Source organism: Bradyrhizobium sp. CCGB20 (assembly GCF_024199855.1).
Lineage (GTDB): Bacteria > Pseudomonadota > Alphaproteobacteria > Rhizobiales > Xanthobacteraceae > Bradyrhizobium.
In genome coordinates this window covers 6,476,991-6,497,511 of record NZ_JANADN010000001.1, presented here as the reverse complement: position 1 = coordinate 6,497,511, position 20,521 = coordinate 6,476,991, and the positions used below count along the sequence as shown (strand labels likewise).

The following is a 20,521-nucleotide window of genomic DNA, read 5'->3' as shown; positions in this document are numbered from 1 at the left end:
TAGTTTGCTCGTTTGATCGCGTCGACGTCCACAATCGAATACCAAAATTCGATTGAAAGGACAAAAAATGAATGCAAAAATGGCGACCAGAGCCGGCCAGAACCCGCCGACAGGGAGGTTTTCATGCATCAGGGACGCCATTTCCTTCAGATTCCGGGCCCGAGCCCGGTCCCCGAGCGCGTCCTGCGCGCCATGGACATGCCGGTCATCGACCATCGGAGCGCGGAATTCGGTGAGCTGGGCCGCACTGTCCTGGAAGGCAGCCAAAAGATTTTCCAGACCACGGGCCCGGTCATCATCTTCCCCTCGTCGGGTACTGGGGCCTGGGAGGCCGCGATCGTCAACACGCTGTCGCCCGGCGACAAGGTGCTGATGGTCGAGACCGGCCATTTCGCCACCCTGTGGCGCCAGATGGCGGGCCGCTTCGGCATCGAGGTCGACTTCGTGCCCGGCGACTGGCGCCGCAGCGCCGATCCGGCCGTGATCGAGGCGAGGCTCACCGAGGACAAGGCACACGCGATCAAGGCCGTGATGGTCGTGCACAACGAGACCTCGACCGGCGCGACCAGCCGCATCGCCGAGATCCGTGCCGCAATCGACCGCGCCTCGCATCCCGCGCTGCTGATGGTCGACACCATCTCCTCGCTCGGTTCGGTCGACTACCGCCACGACGAATGGAAGGTCGACGTCAGCGTCAGTTGCTCGCAGAAGGGGTTCATGTTGCCGCCCGGTCTCGGCTTCAACGCGATCTCGGAAAAGGCCCGCGCGGCGGCGAAGACCAACAAGATGCCGCGCTCCTATTTCGACTGGGAGGAAATGCTCAAGCCCAACGCCAACGGCTTCTTCCCCTACACGCCGGCGACCAATCTGCTCTACGGCCTGCGCGAGGCGATCGCGATGCTGCTCGAAGAGGGGCTCGACAACGTGTTCGCGCGGCATCAGCGGCTCGCTGCCGCGACGCGTGCGGCGGTCGATCATTGGGGCCTCGAGATCCTCTGCCAGGAGCCCTCGGAGTTCTCGCCGGTGCTCACCGCGGTGCTGATGCCGCCGGGCCATGACGCCGATCAGTTCCGCAAGATCGTGCTCGACAATTACAACATGTCGCTCGGCTCGGGCCTGTCGAAGGTGGCCGGAAAAGTCTTCCGCATCGGCCATCTCGGCGAATGCAACGCGCTGACGTTGCTCGGCGCGCTCACCGGCGTGGAGATGGGCCTGTCGGTTGCGGGCGTGCCGCACCGCTCCGGCGGCGTCGATGTCGCGATGAAGCTTCTGGAGCAGCGCCCGCAGGGCAATGCCTCGCCGCATCTGAAGGTGGTCGGCACTTAGATCGCGGGGGGGCAGGCGGGCGACAATCATAACAACAAATCGGGGAGGATGGAGATGGGAGTTCGATTCAAGGCCACGCATGTCGTGCTGGCGATGCTCTGCGCGATGTACTTCATCACCTATGTCGACCGGGTGAACATCGGCACCGCCGCGAGCGAGATCCAGAAGGAGCTGGGTCTGTCGAACACCCAGCTTGGCCTCGTCTTCTCCGCCTTCGCCTACCCCTATCTGCTGTTCCAGGTGATCGGCGGCTGGGTCGGCGACCGCTTCGGGCCGCGCAAGACGCTGTTCTGGTGCGGCATGATCTGGGCGGTCGCCACCATCTCGACCGGCTTCGTCAACGGCCTTGCCGCGCTGTTCGTCGCGCGCTTTGCGCTCGGCTTCGGCGAGGGCGCGACGTTCCCGACCGCAACGCGCGCGATGCAATACTGGACGCCGGCGAACCGCCGCGGTTTCGCGCAGGGGCTGACGCATTCCTTCGCCCGGCTCGGCAACGCGGTGACGCCGCCGGTGGTCGCGCTCCTGATCCTGTGGCTGACCTGGCGCGGCGCGTTCGTCGTGCTCGGCCTCGTCAGTCTCGTCTGGGGCGTCGTCTGGGTCTGGTATTTCCGCAACGAGCCGAAGGAGCACGCCTCCATCACGGATGCCGAGCTCGCCGCACTGCCGCCGCGCCCGGCCGGCGAGCGCCCGCGCGTGCCATGGGGCCCACTGCTCGGGCGCATGTGGCCGGTGACGCTGACCTATTTCTGCTACGGCTGGTGCCTGTGGCTCTACCTCAACTGGCTGCCGCTGTTCTTCAAGAACAACTACAATCTCGACATCAAGAACTCGGCGCTGTTTGCCTCCGGCGTGTTCTTCGCCGGTGTGGTCGGCGACAGCGTCGGCGGCGTGCTCTCCGACAAGATCCTCGATCGCACCGGCAATGTCCGTCTGGCCCGGTTGAGCGTGACCGTTGCGGGATTTACGGGGGCGCTGCTCTCGCTGTTTCCCATCCTGTTCGTCCACGACATCACGACCGTCGCGCTGTGCCTGTCGGCCGGCTTCTTCTGCGCCGAACTGGTGATCGGCCCGATGTGGTCGATCCCGATGGATATCGCCCCGAAATATTCCGGGACCGCCTCGGGCCTCATGAACACCGGCTCGGCCTTCGCCGCCATCGTGTCCCCGCTCGTTGCCGGCTTCGTGATCGACGCGACCGGCAACTGGTACCTGCCGTTCCTGATGTCGATGGGGCTGCTGCTGCTCGGCGGCTTCTCGGCCTTCCTGATGCATCCGGAGCGCCCGTTCGCGGAGGCCGAGGAGCGCCTGCCGACCGGAAAGGTGGTGGCCGCGGAGTAGGGGGAGCGGGCCAGGGCGAGGGCCGCCGGTAATGCATGGAAGACGCCTTTAGGAGAGGGGACAAGCCGGTCAAATGGTGCTATTCGGCGGCCATCAAAACCAAGGCTAGACGGGAAGGACGCCGATGACCGTGCACACTGGAAGGCATTTCTTACAGATTCCAGGACCGACCAACGTGCCCGACCGGGTGCTGCGGGCGATGGACATGCCGACGCTGGACCATCGCGGTCCGGAGTTCGCCGAGCTCGGTTTCGCGGTCCTCGCCTCGATGCAGCGTGTGTTCCGCACCCAGCAGCCCGTGATCATCTTCCCCTCGTCCGGCACCGGCGCCTGGGAAGCGGCGATGGTCAACGTGTTCGCGCCCGGCGACAAGGTCCTGATGTGTGAAACCGGCCAGTTCGCCGTGCTGTGGCGCGGCATCGCCGACAAGTTCAAGCTCGAGGTCGACTTCATCCCGAGCGACTGGCGCCATGGCGCCGATCTCGCCGAGATCGAGAAGCGTCTTGTCGCCGACAAGCAGCACACGATCAAGGCGGTCTGCGTCGTCCACAACGAGACCTCGACCGGCTGCGTGACGCCGCCGCTCGAAGTGCGCAAGCTGCTCGACCGCGTCAAGCATCCGGCGCTGTTGATGGTCGACACCATCTCCGGCCTCGGCTCGATGGAGTATGAGCACGATGCGTGGGGCATCGACGTCTCGGTCGCGGGCTCGCAGAAGGGCCTGATGCTGCCCCCGGGCCTCGGCTTCAACGCCGTTTCGGAGAAGGCGCTGGCCGTCGCCAAGGCCAACCCCGGAATGCGCTCCTATTGGGACTGGCAGGAGGTCATTAGCTTCAACAAGCTCGGCACCTTCCCCTATACGCCCGCGACCAATCTGCTCTACGGCCTGCGCGAAGCGGTCAAGATGCTGGAAGAAGAAGGGTTGGAGAACGTCTGGACCCGCCACAAGCGCCATAGCGCTGCGACGCGTGCCGCAGCCAAGGTCTGGGGCCTGGAGACACAGTGCGCCGATCCCGCCGCGCATTCGCCGGCGCTGACCGGCGTGCGCGTGCCCGACGGCCACGACGCCGACGCCTTCCGCAAGGTTGTGCTCGAAAACTTCGACATGTCGCTCGGCACCGGCTTGAACAAGGTCAAGGGCAAGGTGTTCCGCATCGGCCATATCGGCCATTTCAACGATTTGATGCTGATGGGTACGCTCGCCGGCGTCGAGATGGGCCTGGATCTTGCAAAGATCCCGCATCGGAGCGGCGGCGTCTTGGCGGCCATGGACGTCCTGAAGGGACGCGACGTGGTGCCGATGGCCAAGGCCCAGGTAGCTTAACGGCCCAGGTGGCTTGATCTATCTAATTTGAAGAAGAAGTGAGCGCGCGATGAACGCACCGACGACCGCCAACGAAGACCTGCTCTACTCCGTCACGGACGGCATCGCGCGGATCACCTTCAACCGCCCCCAGGCGCGCAACGCCATGACCTTCGCCATGTATGACCGCATGGCGGAGATCTGCCAGGAGATCAACGCCGACCGCTCGATCAAGGCGCTGATCCTCACCGGCGCCGGCGACAAGGCGTTCGCCTCCGGCACCGACATTTCTCAGTTTCGTGCGTTCAAAACCGCGCAGGACGCGCTCGACTACGAGGCCCGCATCGACCGCGTGCTCGGCACGCTCGAGCAGTGCCGCGTGCCCGTGATCGCGGCGATCGCGGGCGCCTGCACCGGCGGCGGCGCCGGCATTGCGGCCTGCTGCGACCTTCGCATCGGAACCGAGACGACGCGCATCGGCTTTCCGATCGCACGCACGCTCGGCAACTGCCTGTCGATGTCCAACATCAGCCGTGTCGTCTCGCTGGTCGGTCCGGCCCGCACCAAGGATCTGATCTTCAAGGCGCGCCTCGTCGAGGCGCAGGAAGCGCTGTCGCTCGGCCTGCTCAACGAGGTCGTCCCCGACGTCGAGACACTGCAGCGCCGTGCCGACGAGACCGCAAAGCTCGTCGCGAGCCACGCGCCGCTCACGCTGGAAGCGACCAAGGAGGCGGTGCGCCGCATCCGCCGCACGCTGTCGCGCGAAGACGGCGAGGATCTGATCCTCAAGGCCTATATGAGCGAGGATTTCCGCGAGGGCATGGACGCCTTCCTCAACAAGCGCGCGCCGAACTGGAAGGGCAGATAGCGCGCGCTTCGTCAGCCGAAAGTCATATGCGGCGGAATGTCCGCCGGCTTGAACTCGCAACCTTTAGTCCGCACAATGCATCGATAAATTTCCCGGCATCACAAAGCCAATAATAACCAGGGGACGAAACTCGTGCGAATTCCAGTGAAAGCCGTCGGGGCTGCGACGGCCTTGTTTCTGAGCACGCCGGCCTTTGCCGGCTGGGAACCGACCAAACCCGTCGAGATCGTGGTGGCGGCCGGTGCGGGCGGTGCGTCCGACCAGATGGCGCGGATGATGCAGGCCGCGATCCAGAAGAACAATCTGATGAAGCAGCCGATGGTCGTCTCGCTCAAGGGCGGCGCCTCGGGCGCGGAAGCGCTGATGTACATGAAGTCGAGCGAGGGCGATCCGAACAAGGTGCTGATCGCCTATTCGCTGATCTACATGCTGCCGCTGTCGGCGAAGATCCCGTTCAACTGGCGCGAACTGACCCCGGTCTCCGTGATCGCGCTCGACCAGTTCGTGCTGTGGGACAACAGCGCAGGCCCGAAGACGGTGAAGGAATTCGTCGCAGCCGCGAAGGCGGCGAGCTCGCCGTTCAAGATGGGCGGCACCGGCTCCAAGCGCGAGGACCACGTGCTGACCGTCTTCCTCGAGCAGAAGACCGGCGCGAAGTTCTCCTATCTGCCCTACAAGTCGGGCGGCGAGGCCGCGACCCAGCTCGTCGGCAACCACACCGAATCCAACGTCAACAACCCGTCCGAAAACCTTGAAGTCTGGCGTGCGGGCCAGGTGCGGCCGCTCTGCGTGTTCGACAAGGAGCGCATCTCCTACACCAGCAAGGTCACGGACACGCAGTCCTGGGCCGACATCCCGACCTGCAAGGAGGAGGGCGTCGACGTCCAGTACCTGATGCTGCGCGCGATGTTCCTGCCCGGCAAGGTGACCCCGGAGCAGCAGGCGTTCTATGTCGATCTGTTCCACAAGGTGACGCAGACCGCCGAGTACAAGGACTACATGGAAAAGCAGGCGCTGAAGCCGATCTTCCTCACCGGCAAGGACATGGTGCAATTCCTCGAGGAGGACGATGCCACCAACAAGTCGCTGATGACGGAAGCCGGATTCGTCGCGAAGTAACTGTCTTCTTCGCCTCGCCCCGCTTGCGGGGAGAGGTCGGATTGCACCTGGCGATGCGAAGCATCGTCCAGCGCAATCCGGGTGAGGGGGACTCTCCGCGAGTCCAAATCTCACCGTCCCCGTGGAGACTCCCCCTCACCCTAACCCTCTCCCCGCAAGCGGGGCGAGGGGATCAGCCGCAGCGTTTGTTGTCAGCTCATGTCCCAACCCGATCTTGAAATCGTCGTCGACGACCCGACCGCGCCTGAAGACGACTCGCCCTCCGTGGTCTCCTCCGGCACGATCGAGATATTCGTCTGTCTGCTGTTGCTCGCGTTGGCCGCAACGCTCGGCTACGACAATTGGCGCACCGGCGCCTCCTGGGATTCGACCGGGCCCGAGCCCGGCTATTTTCCGTTCTATCTCTCCGTCATCCTCGGCGGCGGCAGCCTCTATGGCCTCATTGCGGCGTTCGTGGCGCACCGCGCGGCGTCCGAAAGCTTCGTCACGCGTGCGCAGGCGCGCCGTGTGATGGCAGTGTTCGCGCCGACGCTGCTGTTCTGCCTGGTGATGCAGTTCCTCGGCCTCTACGTCGCGAGCTTCCTGCTGATCGCGGGCTTCATGCGGCTCGTCGGCAAGATCGCGCTGTGGAAGTCGCTGCTCACCGCCTTCCTGTTCACGGCGATCATGTTCGTCACCTTCGACATCGCCTTCGACGTCATCATGCCGAAGGGGCCGCTCGAAGCGGCCTTCGGCCACTAGGCGGATCCGCGATGGAAGCTCTCGGTCTCTTGCTTCATGGCTTCGCCGTCCTGCTGACGTGGAAGACGCTCGTGCTGATGATGGTCGGGCTGGTGCTCGGCATCTTCGTCGGCGTGCTGCCGGGGCTCGGCGGCCCCAACGGCGTTGCGATCCTGCTGCCGCTCACCTTCACGATGGATCCGACCTCGGCGATCGTGATGCTGTCCTGCATCTACTGGGGCGCGCTGTTCGGCGGCGCGATCACCTCGATCCTGTTCAACATCCCCGGTGAGGCCTGGTCGGTCGCGACCACGTTCGACGGCTATCCGATGGCGCAGCAGGGCAGGGCGGCGGAGGCGCTGACCGCGGCGTTCACGTCTTCCTTCATCGGCTCGCTGGTCGCGGTGCTGCTGATCACGTTCCTCGCGCCGATGATCTCGTCCTTTGCGCTGAAGTTCGGCCCGCCGGAGTTCTTCGCGGTTTATCTGCTGACCTTCTGCTCCTTCGTCGGCCTCGGCCGAGAGGCCAAGCACAAGACGGTCATCTCGATGTCGCTCGGTCTTTTGCTCGCCGGCGTCGGCATGGATACCGTGTCCGGCCAGTTGCGCATGACCTTCGGCTCGGCCGAGCTTTTGCGCGGCATCAACTTCCTCGTCGCCGTCATCGGCCTGTTCGGCATCAGCGAGATCCTGCTGACGATGGAGGAGCGACTGGCGCTGCGCGGCCACGCCGCCAGCATCTCGCTTCGCGTCGTGCTCGGTGTCTGGAAGGACCTACCGAAATACTGGGTGACGCTGCTGCGCTCGTCCTTCATCGGCTGCTGGCTCGGCATTACCCCGGGCGGTGCGATCGCGGCCTCCTTCATGGGCTACAACCTCGCAAAGCGCTTCGCCAAGGATCCCGAGAGTTTTGGCAAGGGCCGCATCGAGGGCGTGTTCGCGCCGGAGACGGCGGCGCATGCCTCCGGCACCTCGGCGCTGCTGCCGATGCTGGCGCTCGGCATTCCCGGCTCCGGCACGGCCGCGATCCTTCTCGGCGGGTTGATGGTGTGGGGACTCAATCCGGGCCCGCTGCTGTTCGTTGAGCACAAGGATTTCGTCTGGGGCCTGATCGCCTCGATGTATCTCGGCAATGTCGTCGGCCTCGTGCTGGTGCTGACGACGGTGCCGATCTTCGCTTCGATCCTGCGCGTGCCGTTCGCCGCGGTGGCGCCGATGATCGTGGTGTCCTGTGCGATCGGCGCCTATGCGATCCAGAACGCGATGTTCGACATCTGGCTGATGCTGGGCTTTGGCGTCGTCGGCTACGTCTTCAAGAAGATCGGCATCCCGCTCGCGCCGTTCACCCTGGCGCTCGTGCTCGGCAACCGCGCCGAGGATGCCTTCCGCCTGTCGATGATCGGCTCCGGCGGCAATCTCAAGGTGTTCTGGTCGAACGGCCTAGTCGGCTCGATCACAACCTTGGCGATTGTGCTGTTGTTCTGGCCGGTGATCGATGGTCTGCTTTCCCGCGTCGGATTGACACAGGGACTAAAGCGACATCGGGTAAAACCCGAATAATTCGTGGATTCAACGGCGTAAGTTGGTGATGTCGTCGTAGTCCGGAGTGCCACACGCCCCGATTGTTTCCGCTTGTTGCTGGCCTGGCACAGCCCTTCGGCGCCCCTCGGCGTATATTTTGATCGCAGATTTGGGCGGAAGGGGGAATCTCCATGAAGCGGGTAGTGATTGGAATGGCGGCAGCGATGTCGCTGTTCGCGACGGGCGCGCTGGCGGCCGATCTTGCGGCAAGGCCCTACGTCAAGGCGCCGGTCATGGTCGATCCGGTCTGGAGCTGGACTGGCTTCTATGTCGGCGGCAATGGCGGCTATAGCTGGGGCCGCTCGCGCTCCGACGCCTCCTACTTCAACTCGGCAACCGGCGCGCCGATCGCACCTCCGGCCGGGTCCATCACCAATGCCTCGTTCGACATGAATGGCGGTATCGCCGGCGGCCAGGCGGGCTACAATTGGCAGCGCGCCAACTGGGTGTTCGGCATCGAGGGCGACTTGCAATGGTCGGGCGAGAAGGGCAGCACCGCCTTCTCCTGCGTCGGCACTGCCGCCGCGCCGGTCGCCGGCCCCTGTCTTCCCACCTTTACGTTCCTTCCGCCCGGCGGCCTCGCCGGCACCACCCTGGCGATCGACCAGAAGCTCCAGTGGTTCGGCACGGTTCGCGGTCGCGTCGGCATCCTGGCCACTCCGAAAGTGCTGTTCTACGGCACCGGCGGTCTGGCCTTCGGTGAGATCAAGACCACGGGCACCATGTCCAGCTTCAGCACAGTCGCGCCCTTCGGTCCGATTTCGTCGGTCGGCGCGACGTCCACCACGCGCGTCGGCTGGACCGCCGGCGTCGGTGTTGAAGGCAAGATCACGCAGAACTGGAGCGCCAAGCTCGAGTACCTCTACATGGATCTCGGCCGCTTCTCGTCCGGTCCGTTCACGCTGTCGCCGGCCCTGCCGATCAGCGCCAACGTTTCCTCGCACTTCACCGACCACATCCTGCGCGCCGGCATCAACTATCAGTTCGCTGGCCCGGTGGTTGCCAAGTACTAAGTCAACAAAGGCGTCAACATGAAGCAAAGCCCGGCCTCGCGCCGGGCTTTGTCGTTTCTGTCTTCCTCACACCACCTTGCCGTCCCGGAGCTTCGCAATCTCGTCCGCGCCGAAGCCGAACTCCTTCAAGACCTCGTCGGTCTGCTCGCCGAATTCCGGCGGCCGCGCCACCATCTTGCTCGGCGTCCGCGACAGCGTCACGGGTTGACCGACCAGTCGGATGTGACGGTCCTCGTCGTTCGGCACGTCCTGCGCGATGCCGAGATGTTTGACCTGCGCATCCTCGAACATCTGGTCGATGGCGTAGATCGGCCCGCAGGGCACACCCGCGTCGTTGAGATCGCGGACCCAGGTCTCGGTCGACTTCGCGACCGTGCGCTTCTCGATCTCGGCGTTGAGCGCGTCGCGATTCCTGGAGCGGGCCGGCGCCGTCGCATAATCGGGATGGCTGTAGAGCTCAGGGGCGCCGATCGCCTGTGCACAACGCTCCCAGATCCGCCCGCCGGTCGTGGCGATGTTGATGTAGCCGTCCGAGGTCTTGAACACGCCGGTCGGGATGCTGGTCGGGTGGTTGTTGCCGGCCTGTTTGGCGACCTCCTTCTCCATGAGCCAGCGTGCGGCCTGGAAGTCGAGCATGAAGATCTGGGCCTGCAGCAACGAGGTCTGCACCCACTGGCCCTTGCCCGACACCTCGCGCTCGAGCAGCGCGGTGAGGATGCCCATGGCACAGAACAGGCCGGCCGTGAGGTCGGCGACGGGAATGCCGACCCGCATCGGTCCTTCCCCCGGTGCGCCGGTGATCGACATCAGTCCGCCCATGCCCTGCGCGATCTGATCGAAGCCGGGGCGCTTGTGATACGGCCCGTCCTGGCCAAAGCCGGAGATGCTGCCATAGACGATGCGCGGGTTGATCTCGCGCAGGCTCTCATAATCGATGCCGAGCTTGTTCTTCACGTCGGGACGGAAGTTCTCGACCACGACGTCGGCCTTGGCGGCGAGGCGCTTGAACACTGCGAGCCCGCGCTCATCCTTCAGGTTCAGCGTCATTGCCCGCTTGTTGCGGTGCAAATTCTGGAAGTCGGAACCCCGCCGCGGCCCGCCAGGCTGCTCGCCGCCGGCATCCTCGGTCAGCGCGTCGATCTTGACGACATTGGCGCCCCAGTCCGCGAGCTGCCGCACGCAGGTTGGCCCGGACCGGACGCGGGTCAGATCGAGCACGGTGAAGCGCGACAGGGCTGCCGAGGCATGCGGAAAGGGCATCGTGAAAGGCTCCGGGACAGATTGCAGAGCCACCATAGTGCCGAAACATCATGCGGCAAGTCTGCGCCGGCGCGGATGCCGCCTGTCAAAATGCAATGCCTGACGGGGGCCGGCCTGATTGGCTGGCTGCACCGGGTGAAGGGGATCAGCGCGACAGGCGCTTCAGCGCGCTGCGCGCCCGCTCGGCCAGCGGGTCATCGCCATGCCGTGCAATGAAGAGCTCGAACGCCTCCCGGGTTCCCTTCCGGCGGGCGGCTTCGTATTCCTCCGCCACCGCGGCGGAAGGATCGCGGGCCATTGGCATGGAGGAAGCGCGTCCTCCCTCCGTTTGGCTTCCCTTGGCACTTTCCTTGGCGCTGTCGTCCGCCTTGGCTTTCCCGACCATGACAGGCTGTTCTCCGATGGGCATGCGATCCGGCCCGGCGAACACCGCCAGGGCACCGATCAGTCCGGCTGACAATGGGCCGAGTTTCATCATGTCCCTTTATAAAACATAGTCGCAGGCGGAACCTGCGTTGTGTCCGCACGTATGACTATGGAATTTATGGCTTACGGGGTCAGGCACGGACACCAAATTTAAGACAAGCCTCTGAAGCTAGAATCACCCGCCCGCGACCCGCAGCTCGTTTCAGTGTTGGCGGCCAAGGCCCAGCAATTGACGGACATGACGGACGCTCATGTCGTGTTCGACAACGTGTCCGAGATAGCGCAGCACCATGTCGGCGATTATCATCTGATCTGATCGATCGGCGTCCTCACTGCAACTCTGGATTCTCCAGTATCCGTGCACTAGTCTGGCGATGCAGGTAGGCAAGCGGGTGAGATGAAGACCCTCGATCGGGGCTTCGCCGGACGGTTTTGCGGGGACGGATGCGAGGCTCGACACGACGAGGACTTTGGCTGTTGCCGATGCTTGCGCTTGTGCTCGCCGCGCCCGCCCACGCCCAGTCGTTGCGCCAGGGCGTCGCCGCGTTCCAGCGCCAGGATTATGGGACGGCCTCCCGCATCTTCCTTCCGCTCGCCGAGCGCGGCAATCGCGCGGCGCAGACCTATCTCGGCTTCCTGTTCGAGACCGGCCGCGGCGTGCCGCTGAACTACACGGAAGCCGCGATGTGGTACCGCCGCGCGGCGGAGCAGGGCGACACCCGCGCCCAATATTCGCTGGGGCTGCTCTACGACCGCGGCCAGGGCGTGCCGCAGGACATTGTCGAGGCTTCCAAATGGCTCAATCTGTCGACGGCCGCCTCGCCGCCGCCGGCGCGCGAGGCGCGGGCCCGGATCCGCGATGCCGTCACCACCAAGATGACGCGCGGAGAGATCGCCCAGGCTCGCCTGCGGGCGCTGGAATGGGCGCCGAGCCGCGAGCAATGACCGCCGGCGCCTGTCCTTCGACGGATTGTCCGCGCCCCCCCAAAACAAAAAAGTCGAAAACAACCCCATGCACAGTAGAAGGTGACCGCCGGGGCGTCGCCTCGTGCCTGCGCCGGAATGACGATTTATCCAGATATCGTCGTGCCTTGGTGTATCGCACCCCGCAAATGGAATGCCCGGTGCGGCTGTCACGCCCGTCGGGACGATGACCGGCTTTTTTCGGCACTGAAGAATCGATCCGGATCGAAACGCTCATCCCGCCTCGAAGGGGATGCTGCCGGCTGACGGCCAATCGCGGTGAGATCGTTTGATAACATTTGTTATGATATATTTCCTTAATTTGAATGTTAATTTCCATCGCTAGAGACCCGCCTACCGTCGAAACTTCGACCGAGTAGGAACAGGCATTCTTCTATGAGCAATGACGATATCGACCGCGCTGGAAACGATCCTTCCGGCAGCAACAATTCCACGCGCCACGTGATCGATCGCCGCGCGGTCCTTCAGGGCGCTGCCAGCCTGTCCGTGCTGGCGCTTGGTGCCGGCGCGGCAAAGGCGCAGACCAGCAGTCCGTCATTGACCAGTTTCACGATCGCGGTGCTGCCCGACACGCAGTTCTATTCGCGTTACGCGACGACCGACGAGAGCCAGCAATTTCAGAAGGCCTATGGCTCGACGCCCTACGACGCGCAGACTCAGTGGATCGCCGACAACGCCGCCAAATATGGCATCCGCTTCGTCATCCATCTGGGTGACGTGGTCGACCAGCAGAACAAGCCGAACCAGTGGATCGTGGCCGACGCTGCGATGAAGAAGCTGGAAGATGCCAAGGTCCCTTATTCGATCCTTGCCGGCAACCACGACGTCATCGTCGACACCGACTACCATAACGCCTGGGATCAGAATTCGGGTACCGACGCCCAGCGCAGCCTCAACGCCGAGCCCTTTTTGAAGTGGTTCCCGAGCATCCGCGCAGCGCAGCAGTCCACATTCCGCGAGCGCGACAGCAGCGGCTTCCACGAATACCATATCTTCCAGGCCAACGGCGTGAAGTTCATGGTGCTGTCGTTGTCCTGGCGCATTTCGGACGGTGCCATCGCCTGGGCGCGCGACGTGATCGATCGCAACCCGTCGCTGCCGGTCATTCTCTCCAACCACCAATTGCTCAACATCGACAGCGACGGCCTGACGCCGCTGGAGACCGATTACGGCAAGATGCTGTGGGAGACGCTGATCCGCGACAAGGATCAGATCTTCATGACGTTGAACGGCCATTACCATGGCGCGTCGTATCTCGCCAAGACCAACAATTTCGGCAATCCGGTCCACCAGATGGTGGTCGACTACCAGATGGATTATCAGGGCGGCAACGCCATGATGCGGCTCTACGAAGTCGACTTCACCAACAACAAGATCGACGTGATGTCGTTCTCGCCCTGGGTGGTGCAGAAGCCGAAGAACACGCTCAACCAGTTCGATCATGCCGAGCTGACGGCGCCGAACAACAGCTTCTCGATTCCGATCAACTTCAAGAACCGCTTCGCCCGGTTCACGCGCTTCAGCCCGAGCAAGGTGCTGACCGGACCCGCGATCATTCCGACCGTGCGCGCCGACCTGCTCGCCGGTTATGTCGATCCGCCGACGCCGGAGGTCGTGCTGCCCGTGGATACCGAGGACTATCCTCATGTCGCCGATACCGTGGCGCACTGGCGCGCGCCTTCCGCGCTCGTCGACGGTCAGGTCGTCCCGATCGGCGGGATCCTGCCTGACGTCGCCGGCGGCAACAACCTGATGCGTGCGGCGCTCGTCGCATCCGCCCAGCTCGGCGACGTCGTCTGGAGCACGGACAAGCACCGTCTGTCGTCCGCCGCAGGCAGCGTGGTGTTTCTCAACACCGACAACACGGTCGGTCGCCTCAACGCCTTCCTGACGGCGGCAGACGCCTCGCTCAACGGCCGCAGCTTCTGGAACGGATACACGGTCGAGGCCTTCGTGAAGATCCCGGCCGGCTGGACCGCGAACCTGCACAAATGGGGCAATATCCTCGGTCGCGTCGGCAACCGCGGCAACGTCCCCGGTGGCTATCAGGGCGGCGATCCGGAGGCATCGAGCGTCCTGTTCGCCATCTCGAACCTGCGCGAAGTGCAGTGGGAAGTGGTGCCGGCGTCCGTCTCGCATTACGCGCAGACCAACTGGTCGGGCGAGATCATCCGCGACAGCTGGTATCACATCGCGATCGTGAACGACCCGGCGACCCTCACCACCACGCTGTACATCGACGGCGCGCCGGTGTTGCGCAACGTCGGCAATGCGGCGATCGGCATGCGCTCGCAGAGCACGCCGAAGCCCTGGATCCTCGGAGCCGGCTGGTGGGATGGCGTGCTGTCCGACGGCTTCTTCGGGGCGGTCGGAGAGATCCGCATGGTCTACCGTCCGATCGGTCGCGATCAGTGGCTGACCGCGCGCCGGACCTGACCTGATCGCGTCAAGGCGACGCGATCACCGACTCAGACTAAGTGGAGCTCGTTGCAACGAGCTCCACTTTTTGTTTTGCGTCGCTCGTTCGACGCGAGTGCGCGGTCGTTGTCCAAGCGTTGCCGCACGACCCTTGCAGGCGCACTATTGCTGTCCGCACCCATGATCGCATCATTCACATAATACATAACGTATCATCAAAAATATGATAAACTGCGATGCAATACGGACGCTCTCGTAACCTTGCCGTCGGCCAGTGGACGACATCCGCGGCCGGCACAGTTTGAATGAAAGCGATCCACAACTATGGCTGCTCCCGTTGTAAAAGTCGGCTCCGAATTCTCCGTGAACACCAATGCGACCGGCAGCCAGGAGGCGCCGACCGTCACCGGGCTCGCCAATGGCGGCTTCGTGGTCACTTGGGACGACGCCAGCGGAACGCTGGGCGATGCCAGCGGTACCAGCATCAAGGCGCAGGTCTATGCGGCGAACGGCAGCAAGGTCGGTTCGGAATTCCGCGTCAACACCGAGACCGCCGACGGCCAGCTCGCGCCCGTGATCACGGGCCTGTCCAATGGCGGCTTCGTCGTGACGTGGTTCGACAATAGCCAGACGCTCGGCGACAGCGAGGGCACCAGCATCAAGGCACAGGTGTTTTCGGCCAATGGCACGCCGGTCGGGTCGGAAACCCTCGTCAACAGCTCGACCTCCTATTCGCAGTTCGCGCCGACCGTGACGGGCCTAGCCAATGGCGGCTTCGCCATCACCTGGACCGATGACAGCGGCGAGGGCGGCGACGACGACGGCACCAGCATCAAGGCGCAGCTGTTCGGGGCTGACGGCAGCAAGGTCGGCTCGGAATTCCTCGTCAATACCGAGACCGGTGGCAGCCAGGACAACGCGACCATCACTGGGCTGGCCAATGGCGGGTTTGTGGTGACCTGGGAAGATCTCAGCGGAACGCTCGGCGACAGCGATGCGACCAGCATCAAGGCGCAGATCTTTGCGGCCGACGGAAGCAAGGTCGGCTCGGAATTCATGGTCAACACCGCCACCACCTCCGACCAGCTCAAGCCGACCATCTCGGCGCTGCCCAATGGCGGCTTCGTCGTGACCTGGTACGATTTCAGCAAGGTCGGCGGCGACAGCAGCGGCAGCGGTATCAAGGCGCAGATCTACGCGGCCGATGGCAGCAAGGTCGGCGGCGAATTCCTGGTCAACACCACGACGGTCAACTCCCAGTTCACGCCGACGGTGACCGCGCTCAGCAACGGAGATTTCGTCGTCGCCTGGCAGGACTGGAGCGGCGCCGGCGGGGATGCCAGCGGCAGCAGCATCAAGCTGCAAGTGTTCACCGCGGATGGCCGGAAGGTCGGGACCGAACTCCTGGTCAACACCAGCACGACCTCCAACCAGTTGCATCCCTCGATCGCCGCTTATGCCGACGGCCGCTTCGTCGTCACCTGGCAGGATGCCAACGGATCCGACGTCAAGGCGCAGGTCTTCTCGGTCGATACCGTGAAGCCGGTGCCGGTCCTGTCGGCCGTGACGTCCACAAGTCCGTGGATTGCGACGCTCGCCGGTTCAGTGGACGTGGACGCCGCCGGTCAGACCCTCACGCTGCGCGACGGCACATCGCAAGTCGGCGGCTGGAGCACAACGGCAACCGTCGGCAGCAACGGCGCCTGGAGCGCCGACTTGTCTTGGGACCTGTTCAACACCGCCATCGATCTTGTCGTCACCGACGCGGCCGGCAACACCGGTGTGTCGAACTACGTCTACGGCACCGCCAGCGGCCGGACTTTCGAGGCTGGCAGCCATCAATATATCTACGGAACGGCGACCGGCTACGTCATCGGGAACGGCGCGGAACAGCACGTCTATGCGGGCGGAACAGCGATCGGTACGACCCTTAACGCCGGCGGCATGCAGATCAACTGGGGTACGGAGCGCGACACTGCCGTGATCCACGGCGCTACGGATTATGTCTATGGCATCGCGACCGGTTCGACGATTGGCGGCCGGCAAGTGATCGAGGACGGCGGCACCGCCAGCACGACAACGATCGTCGCGGGCGGCGAGCAGGACATCTACACCGGCGGCACGGCGACCGGCACCACTGTCCTGGGCGGGATGCAGGCGGTCTATGGCGGCACCGCCGACCAGACGGTGATCGGCAGCGGCGGCGTGCAAGCTGTCCACGGCACGGCTTTGCACACCACCGTCAACGATGGCGGCGAGCAGCGCGTCTACGCGGACGGAACAGCCATCGGTGCGATCCTGAATGCTGGCAGCGTGCAGATCGACTGGGGCAACGCCAGCGGCACGACCATCGACGGCGGTGTTCAGTACGTCTGGGGCACGGCGAGCGACACCATGATCGCCTCCGGTGAGCAGCATGTCGGTGCCGGCGGCAGCGCCAGCGGCACCACCATCGGTGCGCACGGTCTCGAACACGTGCACACCGGCGGCACACTGACCGATGTTACCTTCGGTGGCGCATCGGCAAGGCTCGTCCTCAACCAGTCGTCGGCTTTCAGCGGGACGGTTGCCGGCTGGCAGGATGGCGTGGAACTCGACCTCGGCGACATCGCCTTCGGCGAGACCACCTCGCTTGCCTACGCGGCAAACGCAGGGAATACCGGCGGCACGCTGACGATCACCGACGGCACTCATACCGCCTCGCTGCAACTGCTCGGCCAGTACAACGCCGCGGACTTCGCCCTCGCGGCGGACGGCCATGGTGGTTCGCTCATCACCAATCCGGTGGATCAGCCTCAGGCCCAGCTTTCCATCTCGCACGCGGCGTAAGCCGAGAGCGAAGCCGAGGCTGATCGGCTCGGCAAACGGAAGCAGATCACGAAGGGGCTTGCCTCATCGGCACGCCCCTTCGGGTTCTCTCCGTTCGTTTTGGCAGAACGGCAGTCGCCGCTTTTGCGAAGCGATCCTAAGGCGTTATCGGTTCTGATTGAACCAGAACCTCAGCTCTGGATTCTTGCTTCGATGCGTTTTCTTCACGCGAACCGGTATCCGCCTCGCTCGAAAACGCTCTAGCCCGGCCAGCCGCCGAGCCAGTTGGCGTACCAGGTCTCGCCCAGCCAGCCGATCCAGATCGCCGGAGCCAGGAACAGGCCGAACGGCAGGAAAGCCGTGCCGCGGAGCCGCTCTCGCCTTAGCGCAGCATTGGCGAGATAAGCCGCGATCGCAGCCAGCGCCGCAAGCTCGATCACCGCGACCACGGTGGCCAGATCGAGCCAGGCGCCGCAGACCGCCCCGAGCTTGACGTCACCGAGCCCAAGCCCGTCGCGGCCGCGCCAGCGCCGGTAGGACACCATCAGCAGCAGCAGCGGCAGCGCGACGGCGGCCGCGCGGGCCACCGGCCAGAGCAGGGCCTCGACGCCAACATCAGGCACGAACGCGCTGGCGCGGAGCAAGGCGAGTGCGAAGGCCGCCGCCGTCAGCTCGTTCGGAATCAGAAAGTGGCGGGCATCGTTCGCCGCGATCGCGAGCATCAGGGCGGCGAGGTACGCACCGAAAATGCCTTCCGCGCCCGGTGCGGTGACGAGGCTTGCGAAGACGCCCAGCAGCAGGGCGACGCTGAGTGCGAGCGCAGGGCCCGTCTCCTCGTGTGCGGCCTCGTCCGTCACGCGGCTAGCGCGCCGCCCTGGGCGGGCTCACGGTGACCACGGGATTGCTGGTCCCGACCAGGCGGCTGTTCATCTTGCTGCGCATCTCCTCGGCGATGACATGCGCATCGACGCCGTCCTTGATCACCGTCGGGCGGATGAACAGGATCAGCTCGGTGCGGCTGCGCGCGTTGGTCTGGTGCGAGAAGGCGTCGCCCACGCCGGGAATGGAATCCAGGATCGGCAGGCCCTGGCGCTGCCGGTTTTCGGTCTCGCTGATCAGGCCCGCGAGCAGCACGGTCTGCCCGCTGGTCACCGCGATCGAGCTCTTGACCCGGCGCTGCGAGATTGTCGGCGTCAGCGAGTTGGCGCTGCCGGCGGCCACGCTCGAGATTTCCTGCTCGATGTCGAGCACGACATTGCCATTGGCGTTGGCGCGCGGCAGCACGCGCAGGATGATGCCGGTGTTCTTGTAGTCGATGGTGTTGACCACGGTGTTGTTGGCGGTCAGCACGGTCGCGGTGCCGGTCGAGAACGGCACCTGGTCGCCGACCTGCAAGGTCGCCGGCTGGTTGTCGAGCACCACCAGCGACGGGTTCGACAGCACCTTGACGTTGGTGATGCCATGCAGCGCGTCGAGCACGACACGCGGCGAATTTTCCGAGCCGATCAGGAAATTGAAGCCGGGCAGTGCGCGGCCGAGCAGGGCGCCGGCGGCGGCATTGACCGCGTTGCTCGTCGGTTCGGTGTTGCTGCCGATCGTGGCGCTGTTGCTGATGCCTGAAATGGTGTTGGAGATCGAGCCTTTCTGGCTCGCCAGGAAAAACTGCACGCCATAGTTCAGCTGGTCGTTCAGCGTGACCTCGGCAATGGTCGCCTCGATCGCGATTTGGCGCTGCGGCCGGTCGATCTGCCGGATGGTCTGCTCGACGATGCGCTGCGCCTCCTGGTTGGCGTAGACCAGCACGGCGTTGTTGGTGACGTCGGCCGTGATCCGCACGTTCTGGAGGATGGCGTTGACGCCGGGTTTTGCGCCGCCCCCCAGTCCGCCGAGGCCGGTGTCCTGCGCCAGCGTCGCGGCCGCCGGAGCGGGGCGGGCGCCGAGCGCCAAGCCGGCCGGGCCGCTGACCGGCGTCGTTGCTCCAGCGGCGGCGGTCGGCATTGCGCTCAGCGAGGCGATGGGATTGGTGGAGGTCGTCGTCGACGGTCCGGCGCCCGGCGCAATCTGGCTCGACGCGCTGTCGAGCGTCGAGTTGCTCATCGAGCTCTGGTTGAGCAGCATGTCGTTGAGCATTGCCACGACCACCTTGGAATTGCCGTAGCGAAGCGGATAGGATTTCAGGTTCACGCCCTCGGTGTCGGAGCGATCGAGCCGCGCGATCCAGGTCTGCGCGCGCTTGAGATATTCCGGCTTCTGGCTCACCACGAGGATGGAGTTGAGCCGCGCGATCGGCTGGAGCTTGATCACGTTCTGGCTCATGCCGCCTTCGCCGGAATCCATGATCTTCTCGATCTCGGAGATGACGGGCTCCGGCGAGGAATTGCGCACCGGGAAGATGCCGACCGACTGCCCGCGCATCCAGTCGGCGTCGAAGGACAGAATGGTGTCGACCGCGGTCGCCCGGTCGCTGCCGCTGCCGCTGACGATCAGCGTATTGCGGGCGCTGTCGGGACGCATGGTCGCGGCCTTCACGCCGAAGGCATCGAGCAGCTTGAAGATGTTTTGCGCCGAGACGTAGCGCAGCGGCACCACGGTGACGCCCTGGCCGGCTGCGGCGTTCATCGAGCGATCGACGCCGCCGGGGCCGGCTTCGGGCGCCGGCAGCAGGCGATAGCCGGTGCGGTCGCGCACCAGTGCCACGCCCGACATGCGCAGCGCGTTTTCCAGCACGTAGAGTGCGTCCGCCTTCGGCACGGCCCGCACCGAGGCCAGCGTCACGGTGCCCTGCACGCGCGGGTCGATCGTGTAGCCGACGTTGAGGACGTCGCCGAGGATGACCTTTGCGACGGTGGCGACCGGCGCGTTCTCGAAATTCAGGTCGTAGCCGCTGCCGCCGGCATCGTCCCGTTCGGGAAGTGCGCCGCCTTGCGGCGTGGTACCATCGCTGAGATAGATCGCGGGTCTCGACGATTTTGCTTGCGCAACACCGCCCGCGCCTGCATCCGAAGGTTGCCGCGGCTGGAGATCGAGGGAGCGGACCTTGTCGGCGACGTCCTGGGCGCGCGGGTCGTTTGGATCGGCTTCGATCGATTGATCGGCCGTGACGATGCAGGACGTCAAAAGAACGGCAGATAGCAAAGGCATCAGCATGCGAGTTGACGCTGAGCGCAGGCGTAGACTCAGGCGGACTACTTTGAACAAAATATGACCGCCGCCGTTGCGAGTAAGCGAAAAATTTGTCGGATCCTTCATAGTTCGCAGGCACTAAAATTTGCGCCGCGACCATTTCTTGCTAGTATTTCGATCGCGGGCTGCACGGTTGCGAGCGGGACAGATGGACGGATTGCTAACAAGCGCAACG

The 20,521-nt window shown here is 64.5% G+C and carries 15 protein-coding genes; 11 read left to right on the top strand and 4 right to left on the bottom strand.

Going from position 1 to position 20,521, the window contains the following annotated elements; all coding sequences use genetic code 11:
- Window positions 1–123 precede the first annotated feature (123 nt).
- From NLM15_RS30460 to NLM15_RS30425, 8 genes are all read left to right on the top strand, one after another.
- A complete protein-coding gene (locus NLM15_RS30460; RefSeq protein ID WP_254121468.1) occupies window positions 124–1,326 on the top strand; it encodes an alanine--glyoxylate aminotransferase family protein in 1,203 nt (400 codons plus the stop codon).
- Window positions 1,327–1,380: 54 nt separating this feature from the next.
- Window positions 1,381–2,664, top strand: a complete 1,284-nt coding sequence (locus tag NLM15_RS30455) for an MFS transporter (protein WP_254121467.1) — start codon at window positions 1,381–1,383, stop codon at window positions 2,662–2,664.
- A gap of 124 nt (window positions 2,665–2,788) precedes the next feature.
- Entirely contained in the window at window positions 2,789–3,988 is a 1,200-nt protein-coding gene (locus NLM15_RS30450) for an alanine--glyoxylate aminotransferase family protein (protein WP_254121466.1), read from the top strand.
- Between the two features lie 49 nt (window positions 3,989–4,037).
- Window positions 4,038–4,835 carry an enoyl-CoA hydratase/isomerase family protein gene (locus NLM15_RS30445; protein ID WP_254121465.1) on the top strand — a complete coding sequence of 266 codons (798 nt, stop codon included), beginning with the start codon at window positions 4,038–4,040 and terminating at the stop codon, window positions 4,833–4,835.
- 132 nt (window positions 4,836–4,967) lie between these two features.
- Complete coding sequence (locus NLM15_RS30440; protein WP_375166876.1) at window positions 4,968–5,954, top strand: Bug family tripartite tricarboxylate transporter substrate binding protein; 987 nt, start codon at window positions 4,968–4,970, stop codon at window positions 5,952–5,954.
- Window positions 5,955–6,152: 198 nt separating this feature from the next.
- Entirely contained in the window at window positions 6,153–6,695 is a 543-nt protein-coding gene (locus NLM15_RS30435; RefSeq protein ID WP_254121464.1) for a tripartite tricarboxylate transporter TctB family protein, read from the top strand.
- An 11-nt stretch (window positions 6,696–6,706) separates the two neighbouring features.
- Window positions 6,707–8,233: a tripartite tricarboxylate transporter permease gene (locus tag NLM15_RS30430; RefSeq protein ID WP_254121463.1), complete on the top strand. Its 1,527-nt coding sequence runs from the start codon at window positions 6,707–6,709 to the stop codon at window positions 8,231–8,233.
- Between the two features lie 152 nt (window positions 8,234–8,385).
- On the top strand, window positions 8,386–9,267 hold the full coding sequence (locus NLM15_RS30425; protein WP_254121462.1) for an outer membrane protein: 882 nt from the start codon (window positions 8,386–8,388) through the stop codon (window positions 9,265–9,267).
- Window positions 9,268–9,333: 66 nt separating this feature from the next.
- On the opposite strand, the gene NLM15_RS30420 is transcribed toward NLM15_RS30425, so the two are convergent.
- A complete protein-coding gene (locus NLM15_RS30420) occupies window positions 9,334–10,527 on the bottom strand; it encodes a CaiB/BaiF CoA-transferase family protein (RefSeq protein WP_254121461.1) in 1,194 nt (397 codons plus the stop codon).
- A gap of 145 nt (window positions 10,528–10,672) precedes the next feature.
- Window positions 10,673–11,002, bottom strand: a complete 330-nt coding sequence (locus tag NLM15_RS30415; protein WP_254124498.1) for a hypothetical protein — start codon at window positions 11,000–11,002, stop codon at window positions 10,673–10,675.
- A 434-nt stretch (window positions 11,003–11,436) separates the two neighbouring features.
- Here NLM15_RS30415 and NLM15_RS30410 point away from each other — a divergent pair, with 434 nt between their 5' ends.
- The 3 genes from NLM15_RS30410 (at window position 11,437) to NLM15_RS30400 (ending at window position 17,184) form a co-directional block, all read left to right on the top strand.
- Window positions 11,437–11,898: a tetratricopeptide repeat protein gene (locus NLM15_RS30410; protein WP_254124496.1), complete on the top strand. Its 462-nt coding sequence runs from the start codon at window positions 11,437–11,439 to the stop codon at window positions 11,896–11,898.
- Between the two features lie 414 nt (window positions 11,899–12,312).
- Entirely contained in the window at window positions 12,313–14,373 is a 2,061-nt protein-coding gene (locus tag NLM15_RS30405) for a LamG-like jellyroll fold domain-containing protein (RefSeq protein ID WP_254121460.1), read from the top strand.
- Between the two features lie 306 nt (window positions 14,374–14,679).
- A complete protein-coding gene (locus tag NLM15_RS30400) occupies window positions 14,680–17,184 on the top strand; it encodes a hypothetical protein (protein WP_254121459.1) in 2,505 nt (834 codons plus the stop codon).
- Window positions 17,185–17,423: 239 nt separating this feature from the next.
- Here NLM15_RS30400 and NLM15_RS30395 read toward each other — a convergent pair whose 3' ends face one another.
- Together NLM15_RS30395 and gspD are read right to left on the bottom strand one after the other, a co-directional pair.
- A complete protein-coding gene (locus NLM15_RS30395) occupies window positions 17,424–18,020 on the bottom strand; it encodes a prepilin peptidase (RefSeq protein ID WP_254121458.1) in 597 nt (198 codons plus the stop codon).
- A 4-nt stretch (window positions 18,021–18,024) separates the two neighbouring features.
- Entirely contained in the window at window positions 18,025–20,310 is a 2,286-nt protein-coding gene (gspD, locus tag NLM15_RS30390; RefSeq protein ID WP_254121457.1) for a type II secretion system secretin GspD, read from the bottom strand.
- Window positions 20,311–20,521: the final 211 nt, after the last annotated feature.

Excerpts from the sequence above, each read along its gene's own strand:
- NLM15_RS30460 (WP_254121468.1), top strand. The coding sequence starts at position 124 with ATGCATCAGGGACGCCATTTCCTTCAGATTCCGGGCCCGAGCCCGGTC.
- NLM15_RS30455 (WP_254121467.1), top strand. The coding sequence starts at position 1,381 with ATGGGAGTTCGATTCAAGGCCACGCATGTCGTGCTGGCGATGCTCTGC.
- NLM15_RS30450 (WP_254121466.1), top strand. The coding sequence starts at position 2,789 with ATGACCGTGCACACTGGAAGGCATTTCTTACAGATTCCAGGACCGACC.
- NLM15_RS30445 (WP_254121465.1), top strand. The coding sequence starts at position 4,038 with ATGAACGCACCGACGACCGCCAACGAAGACCTGCTCTACTCCGTCACG.
- NLM15_RS30435 (WP_254121464.1), top strand. The coding sequence starts at position 6,153 with ATGTCCCAACCCGATCTTGAAATCGTCGTCGACGACCCGACCGCGCCT.
- NLM15_RS30430 (WP_254121463.1), top strand. The coding sequence starts at position 6,707 with ATGGAAGCTCTCGGTCTCTTGCTTCATGGCTTCGCCGTCCTGCTGACG.
- NLM15_RS30425 (WP_254121462.1), top strand. The coding sequence starts at position 8,386 with ATGAAGCGGGTAGTGATTGGAATGGCGGCAGCGATGTCGCTGTTCGCG.
- NLM15_RS30420 (WP_254121461.1), bottom strand. The coding sequence starts at position 10,527 with ATGCCCTTTCCGCATGCCTCGGCAGCCCTGTCGCGCTTCACCGTGCTC.
- NLM15_RS30415 (WP_254124498.1), bottom strand. The coding sequence starts at position 11,002 with ATGAAACTCGGCCCATTGTCAGCCGGACTGATCGGTGCCCTGGCGGTG.
- NLM15_RS30410 (WP_254124496.1), top strand. The coding sequence starts at position 11,437 with ATGCTTGCGCTTGTGCTCGCCGCGCCCGCCCACGCCCAGTCGTTGCGC.
- NLM15_RS30405 (WP_254121460.1), top strand. The coding sequence starts at position 12,313 with ATGAGCAATGACGATATCGACCGCGCTGGAAACGATCCTTCCGGCAGC.
- NLM15_RS30400 (WP_254121459.1), top strand. The coding sequence starts at position 14,680 with ATGGCTGCTCCCGTTGTAAAAGTCGGCTCCGAATTCTCCGTGAACACC.
- gspD (WP_254121457.1), bottom strand. The coding sequence starts at position 20,310 with ATGCTGATGCCTTTGCTATCTGCCGTTCTTTTGACGTCCTGCATCGTC.